General features: G+C 61.2%; 7 protein-coding genes. 2 read left to right on the top strand and 5 right to left on the bottom strand.

What is annotated here, in order from left to right; translation table 11 throughout:
- Nucleotides 1–150: 150 nt before the first annotated feature.
- Nucleotides 151–627, bottom strand: coding sequence for a transcription elongation factor GreA (gene greA / locus ABWP09_RS07210; protein WP_353204470.1), 477 nt, complete (start codon nt 625–627; stop codon nt 151–153).
- 69 nt (nt 628–696) lie between these two features.
- A complete protein-coding gene (gene carB / locus ABWP09_RS07205; RefSeq protein WP_353204469.1) occupies nt 697–4,032 on the bottom strand; it encodes a carbamoyl-phosphate synthase large subunit in 3,336 nt (1,111 codons plus the stop codon).
- A gap of 56 nt (nt 4,033–4,088) precedes the next feature.
- Between carB and ABWP09_RS07200 the strand changes: the two genes are divergently transcribed.
- Together ABWP09_RS07200 and ABWP09_RS07195 are read left to right on the top strand one after the other, a co-directional pair.
- Nucleotides 4,089–4,352 carry a FitA-like ribbon-helix-helix domain-containing protein gene (locus ABWP09_RS07200; RefSeq protein WP_353204468.1) on the top strand — a complete coding sequence of 88 codons (264 nt, stop codon included), beginning with the start codon at nt 4,089–4,091 and terminating at the stop codon, nt 4,350–4,352.
- Nucleotides 4,352–4,762 (top strand): PIN domain-containing protein, encoded by a 411-nt coding sequence (locus ABWP09_RS07195; protein ID WP_353204484.1) that lies wholly within the window; start codon nt 4,352–4,354, stop codon nt 4,760–4,762. The genes ABWP09_RS07200 and ABWP09_RS07195 overlap by 1 nt, the downstream gene beginning before the upstream one ends.
- Before the next feature lie 6 nt (nt 4,763–4,768).
- On the opposite strand, the gene ABWP09_RS07190 is transcribed toward ABWP09_RS07195, so the two are convergent.
- The 3 genes from ABWP09_RS07190 to ABWP09_RS07180 form a co-directional block, all read right to left on the bottom strand.
- Nucleotides 4,769–5,128: a ribonuclease E inhibitor RraB gene (locus tag ABWP09_RS07190; protein ID WP_353204467.1), complete on the bottom strand. Its 360-nt coding sequence runs from the start codon at nt 5,126–5,128 to the stop codon at nt 4,769–4,771.
- Nucleotides 5,129–5,174: 46 nt separating this feature from the next.
- A complete protein-coding gene (locus tag ABWP09_RS07185; RefSeq protein WP_353204466.1) occupies nt 5,175–5,909 on the bottom strand; it encodes a hypothetical protein in 735 nt (244 codons plus the stop codon).
- Nucleotides 5,902–6,251 (bottom strand): glutamine amidotransferase-related protein (locus ABWP09_RS07180; protein WP_353204465.1); only part of this gene is annotated, 350 nt, incomplete at its 5' end. The genes ABWP09_RS07185 and ABWP09_RS07180, both read right to left, overlap by 8 nt.

Below are 6,251 nucleotides of genomic sequence, written 5' to 3'. Positions count from 1 at the left end.
AGATGAAGTTTGTGGTGGTGCATTTGCACCGGCTCTTGCAGCCGGATCTGCTGGCGCCGGGGGCCGCATAACGTCACACGACGTCACCCCGACTTTGTGCCGGGGTGACGGGGGTTAAACCGCGGCGCGGCCGACTGGCCGCGTCGCCGCTCAGATAAATTCGATCTTCGACACGACATAATAGCGGTCGCCCGACGGAACGGTTACTTCGACCTCGTCCTCCAGCCGGCGCCCGATCAGCGCGCGACCGAGCGGCGAATTATATGAGATGCGGCCACCCCTGGCATCCGCCTCGGTCTGACCGACGATCTGATACTTGATTGGCTTGTCGTCCTCGTCGAGCAGCGTCACCGTCGCGCCGAACACGACCTTGTCGCCCGACAATTCGGTCGGGTCGATGATCTGCGCGCGCGACAGCTTATCCTCAATATCGCTGATCGACGCTTCGATCTGGCCCTGCCGCTCCTTGGCGGCATGATATTCGGCATTCTCCGAAAGATCCCCGTGCGCGCGTGCTTCCTCGATCGCGTCGACGATCGTCGGGCGCTCGGCTTTCAGGCGCTTCAGGTCCGCATTGAGCCTGTCATGGCCCTCTTGCAGCATCGGCATCTTCTCAACGGTAGCCATCCCTGTCGTCCTTCGTCTTCAAAATCACCCGGTTGGCCGGTCCGTTCTGGACCTGCCCGCACGCTGTTCTCATGTGGGGGATTGGGTGTGCGAGTGCGAATAATAGGATTGCAACGGCTTTACTTCAAGACTGCGTGTCGAAAGCGCGACAATCGCCTGTGCCGCTTCGACGCTGGCGGGGGCGGTCGTGAAGTACGGAATCTTCAACGACAGCGCCGAACCGCGGATCGGCGAGGAGTCCTTCAGGCTCTGCCAGCCCTCGGTCGTGTTGAAAATCAAGTCGATCGCGCGATCCTTGATCCGGTCGACGATGTGCGGCCGGCCTTGCGCAACCTTATTGACGCGCTCCACCGTCACGCCGTGCGCGGTCAGGTAATCCGCCGTGCCCGAGGTCGCGACGATCGTGAAGCCGTGGTCGGCGAGCGCACGCACCGCGGGGAGGATCACCGGCTTGTCGCCATCCTTGACGCTCACGAACACCGCGCCGCCCTTGGGCAGCACCGTGCCCGCGCCCAATTGCGATTTGGCGAAGGCGAGCGTGAAATCCTGATCGATCCCCATCACTTCGCCCGTGCTTTTCATCTCGGGCGACAACACCGGATCGACCCCGGGGAATTTGTTGAACGGGAACACCGCTTCCTTGACCGCATAATAATCGATGTGGCGATCGATCTTCGGGAGATCGGCGAGCTTCTCCCCCGCCATCACGCGCGCGGCGATCTTGGCGATCGGTGCGCCGATCGCCTTGGCGACGAATGGCACGGTGCGCGAGGCGCGCGGATTGACCTCGATCAGATAGACGAGGCCCTCCTTCACCGCGAACTGGATGTTCATCAGCCCGACGACCGACAGCGCATGCGCCAGCGCGACGGTCTGCCGCTCGATCTCGGCGATGATCTCGGCCGACAGTGAATAAGGCGGGATCGAACACGCCGAGTCGCCGGAATGGACCCCGGCTTCCTCGATATGCTGCAGCACGCCCGCGACCGTGACATCCGTCCCATCGCAGATCGCGTCGACGTCGACTTCGATCGCATCGCGCAGATATTGGTCGATCAGCACGGGGGAATCGCCCGACACTTGTACCGCGGTCTGGATATATTCCTCGAGCTGCGGGCGTCCGTCGACGATCTCCATCGCGCGCCCGCCGAGCACATAACTCGGTCGCATCAGCACCGGATAGCCAATCCGCTCAGCCACCGCGACCGCTTCGTCGCGGCTGCGTGCGATGCCGTTGGCGGGCTGGCGCAAACCCAGCTGGTCGATCAGCGCGGCGAAGCGTTCGCGATCTTCGGCCAGATCGATCGCATCGGGCGACGTGCCAAGGATCGGGATGCCCGCATCCTGCAACGCCTGCGCGAGGTTGAGCGGGGTCTGCCCGCCGAACTGCACGATCACGCCATGCAAGCTGCCGTTGGACATCTCGACATGCAGAATTTCGAGCACGTCTTCGGCGGTCAGCGGTTCGAAATAGAGCCGATCGCTGGTGTCGTAATCGGTCGATACCGTCTCCGGATTGCAATTGACCATGATCGTCTCATAGCCCTCATCGGCGAGCGCGAAGCACGCATGGCAGCAGCAATAATCGAACTCGATCCCCTGCCCGATCCGATTCGGCCCGCCGCCAAGGATCACGACCTTCTTGCGGTCGGTCGGCATGCTCTCGCATTCGGGCTCGCCGAAGCTCGGCGCTTCGTAGGTCGAATACATGTACGGCGTCTTGGCATCGAATTCGGCGGCGCAGGTGTCGATCCGCTTGAACACCGGACGCACGCCGAGCTTATGCCGCAGCGCGCGCACCTCGGCCTCGGTCGTGCCCCCAGTCATCGCCTGGACGACATCGTGGATCAGCCCGCCGCGCGCCATCGGCCGCTCGCGCAGGTTCGCCGAATTGAGCGCGAGGAAGGCAAGCCGCTTGTCGCTGAACCCCATCGCTTTCAGCCGCCGCATGCCGCCCGCATCGCGCGGCAGGCCGTCGGTCGCGACTTCGTTCTCGGCCGCGACGATCTCGGCGATGCGTTCGATGAACCACGGGTCGAACTTCGCCAGCGCATGCACCTCGGCAACGGTGAAGCCCTCGCGCAGCGCTTGCGCCGCGACCAGCAGCCGGTCGGGCGTCGCCACCGCCAGCGCCGCCTCGATCTCGGCGCGTGGTGCGCCGACGAGCCGGTCGACCATGTTGAAGCCCGACAGCCCGGTCTCGAGCCCGCGCAACGCCTTCTGCATCGATTCGTGGATATTGCGGCCGATTGCCATCACTTCGCCGACCGACTTCATCGCGGTCGACAGCACGGCTTCCGCCCCCTTGAACTTCTCGAACGCGAAGCGCGGGATTTTGGTGACGACATAGTCGATCGTCGGTTCGAACGCCGCCGGCGTCGCGCCGGTAATGTCGTTGGTGATCTCGTCGAGCGTATAGCCGACCGCCAGCTTGGCCGCGACCTTGGCGATCGGGAAGCCGGTCGCCTTCGACGCCAGCGCCGAGGAGCGCGAGACGCGCGGGTTCATCTCGATCACGATCAGGCGGCCATCCTTGGGATTGACCGCGAACTGCACGTTCGAACCGCCCGTCTCGACGCCGATTTCGCGCAGGCACGCGATGCTCGCGTTGCGCATGATCTGATATTCCTTGTCGGTCAGCGTGAGCGCTGGCGCGACGGTGATGCTGTCCCCGGTGTGGACGCCCATCGGATCGACATTTTCGATCGAGCAAATAATGATGGCATTGTCGTTCCGGTCGCGCACGACCTCCATCTCATATTCTTTCCACCCGATCAGCGATTCCTCGATCAGCACTTCGGATGTCGGCGACAGATCGAGCCCGTTGCGGACGATGGTCAGAAACTCCTCGCGATTATAGGCGATGCCGCCGCCCGAGCCGCCCATCGTGAAGCTCGGCCGGATGATCGCAGGCAGCCCGGTCTTCTCCAACCCGGCGAGCGCCTCCTCGACCGAATGCGCGATCGCCGAGCGCGCGCTTTCCAGCCCGATCTTGGTCATCGCGTCCTTGAACTTGAGCCGGTCCTCGGCCTTGTCGATCGCCTCGGCATCGGCGCCGATCATCTCGACCCCGAATTCCGCGAGCGTCCCGTCGTTGAACAGCGCCAGCGCGGTGTTGAGCGCGGTCTGCCCGCCCATCGTGGGGAGCACCGCATCGGGCCGCTCCTTCTCGATGATTTTCCGCACGATCTCCGGGGTAATCGGCTCGATATAGGTCGCATCGGCCAGCTCGGGATCGGTCATGATCGTCGCCGGGTTCGAATTGACCAGCACGATGCGATAGCCATCCTCCTTCAACGCCTTGATCGCCTGCGTGCCCGAATAATCGAACTCGCACGCCTGACCGATGACGATCGGCCCCGCGCCGATGACGAGGATGGTGGAGATGTCGGTGCGTTTCGGCATTGGCGTCAGTCGGCTTTCGGGTTAAATGATTGCATTGCAAGCACTGGAGACGCGACATGGGCAGCATCACCATTCGCAATGTCGATGACGAGATCAAGCGCGGCGCGCGGTTGGCTGGCGTGCGGCACGGACGATCCATGGAAGCGGAGATCAAGGCTCTCCTCGAACGAACCTACCGTTCGCCCGAAGACGCGCGTGCTGAACGGATCAGAGCAATGTCCGGTGCCGAGTTTGTGGCGCATCTGGTGGCCGCTGCGAATGGCGCGACCCTGGACATCCCGGACCGGGAGCATGAAGAAATCGAGTTTCCCGATCTGTAATTCTAGTCGATACAAATGTCTGGAGCGCGCTGAATCGCCCTGCATTGCATCCAAACGTATCGATCTGGTTTGCGGCAAACGCGCAGCAGATTTGGTTGTCGACGATCGTGATTGCCGAGATACGTTTTGGCATAGAAAACCCGAAAGCCGCCGCGCGAAGACCAGCCTTGGAGCGCTGGCTGGCCGATATCGAATTGGCGCACGCAGATCGCACGCTATCGTTCGATTCGGCAGCGGCGCATATTTTTGGGACGCTGGTCGCTCAGCGCAAATTGCAGAAACAGGAAACGGAGCTGCTCGACCTTCAATTGGCCGCACAGGCGTTGGGGCGGGGTTGCCCGGTGGCGACGCGCAACGTGAAGGATTTCGCCTGGACGAGTGTGGAGCTAATAAACCCGTGGGAGGCGTAACCGCCGTCACTCCGCGCCGTCCTCAGCCGTGCAGCCCCAGCCGTCATATTCGACCTCATACGCCTGCTCGATCTGCAGGCAGAGCGTGGTCAGCGCCTTGATCGCGGCGTCGTCGGTGGTCTGCTCGCGCATCAGGAACAGGCAGACCTCACCATCCTCATCCTCCTCGCGCTCGATCACTTCGAAGCCGAGTTCGGCGGCTTCTTCCTCAAGCTTGTCGAGCGCCTCATCGTCGCCACGGAACGAGACATCGACCGGGCGCACGATCTCGGAACGATCGCCATTCTCGCGCAGCGACGCGAGCACATCCTTATCGGCGGCCCATTCCTCTTCGAGGCGTGCGGGGGAGACTTCGGGGAGGGTCATTTGGGGGCTTTCGGCATAGGTTGAATCAGCAGGGACAAAGCGGGCGTCATTTCCCGAAAATATGTTCTATCAGCAGGTCCAAGAGCTTTTTTGCAGTTTGTGCGATCGCTTGCCCTTTGTATCGTTCGATCAGAGAGCCAAGCACCTGAAAGAGCGTCTGATACAGCAGATAGGCCTTGAACGATTGAGCTCTTATGAGCTCCCGGCCCGCTCTGAGCTGCCCAAGAACGATTTGCCTAAGTTCGCCGTCGCCTCCGACAGAGTTTTCCTTAGACACATCAGAAATAAGCGCGTCCGCGGAAGCCTCAATCTCAATTTGTTGATTGTGAGATAGAGTAACAATTCTATCGGAAGCAGGAATTTCGCTCGTTTCAGCTCGGCCCTCATCAATTATGCTGTCTGGGCGACCTAATTCACCGCGAAAATATTCCCAAAATTTTGGGTTAGCGAATACTCTGTTTAAAAGACGCCCTCCACCCTTCAACCCTTTCGCTAACTGACTTTCGGGTTCATTAGTTGCGATCGTGGATGTTTTCATTAAAATATTTAAAGACGATACGGGTATGAAGTAAGTACCAGCATACTCATCATTCACACGTTCAAGAAAGCCAAGCTGTTCGAGCCGCCGAGCAACAATGTCGGCATGTTCCTCTGTAAGATCGCGCTGATAGGCAGCGCCGAACATTTCACGCATCACTTGGAGGGATGTCAGCTCCGTCAACGGCTGCTGACGCATTTGATTAACTACAGCAGCAGCCACATAATCAAGCGTATTAGCCATCGCTCAACATCCCCACAAACCGCTCGAACAGATACAGGCTGTCCTGCGGCCCCGGGCTCGCCTCGGGGTGATATTGCACGCTGAACGCCGGGCGGTCGGTCAGTTCGATGCCTGCGTTCGAGCCGTCGAACAGCGACACATGCGTCTCGCGCGCGGTGGCGGGCAGGCTTTCGCGTTCGACCGCGAAGCCGTGATTCATGCTGGTGATCTCGACCGCGCCATCCGACAACCGCTTGACCGGGTGGTTGGCGCCGCGATGGCCCTGGAACATCTTGGTCGTGCTGCCCCCGACCGCGAGCGCGAGCAATTGGTGGCCGAGGCAAATGCCGAACAGCGGCTTGC

The sequence above is a fragment of the Sphingomonas sp. genome (assembly GCF_040398505.1).
GTDB lineage: Bacteria > Pseudomonadota > Alphaproteobacteria > Sphingomonadales > Sphingomonadaceae > Sphingomonas.
This window is presented reverse-complemented; position numbering and strand designations above follow the sequence as displayed.

Bases quoted from the DNA above. Each gene is read 5' to 3' on its own strand.
- ABWP09_RS07200 (WP_353204468.1), top strand. From the start codon at position 4,089: ATGGGCAGCATCACCATTCGCAATGTCGATGACGAGATCAAGCGCGGC.
- carB (WP_353204469.1), bottom strand. From the start codon at position 4,032: ATGCCGAAACGCACCGACATCTCCACCATCCTCGTCATCGGCGCGGGG.
- greA (WP_353204470.1), bottom strand. From the start codon at position 627: ATGGCTACCGTTGAGAAGATGCCGATGCTGCAAGAGGGCCATGACAGG.
- ABWP09_RS07190 (WP_353204467.1), bottom strand. From the start codon at position 5,128: ATGACCCTCCCCGAAGTCTCCCCCGCACGCCTCGAAGAGGAATGGGCC.
- ABWP09_RS07185 (WP_353204466.1), bottom strand. From the start codon at position 5,909: ATGGCTAATACGCTTGATTATGTGGCTGCTGCTGTAGTTAATCAAATG.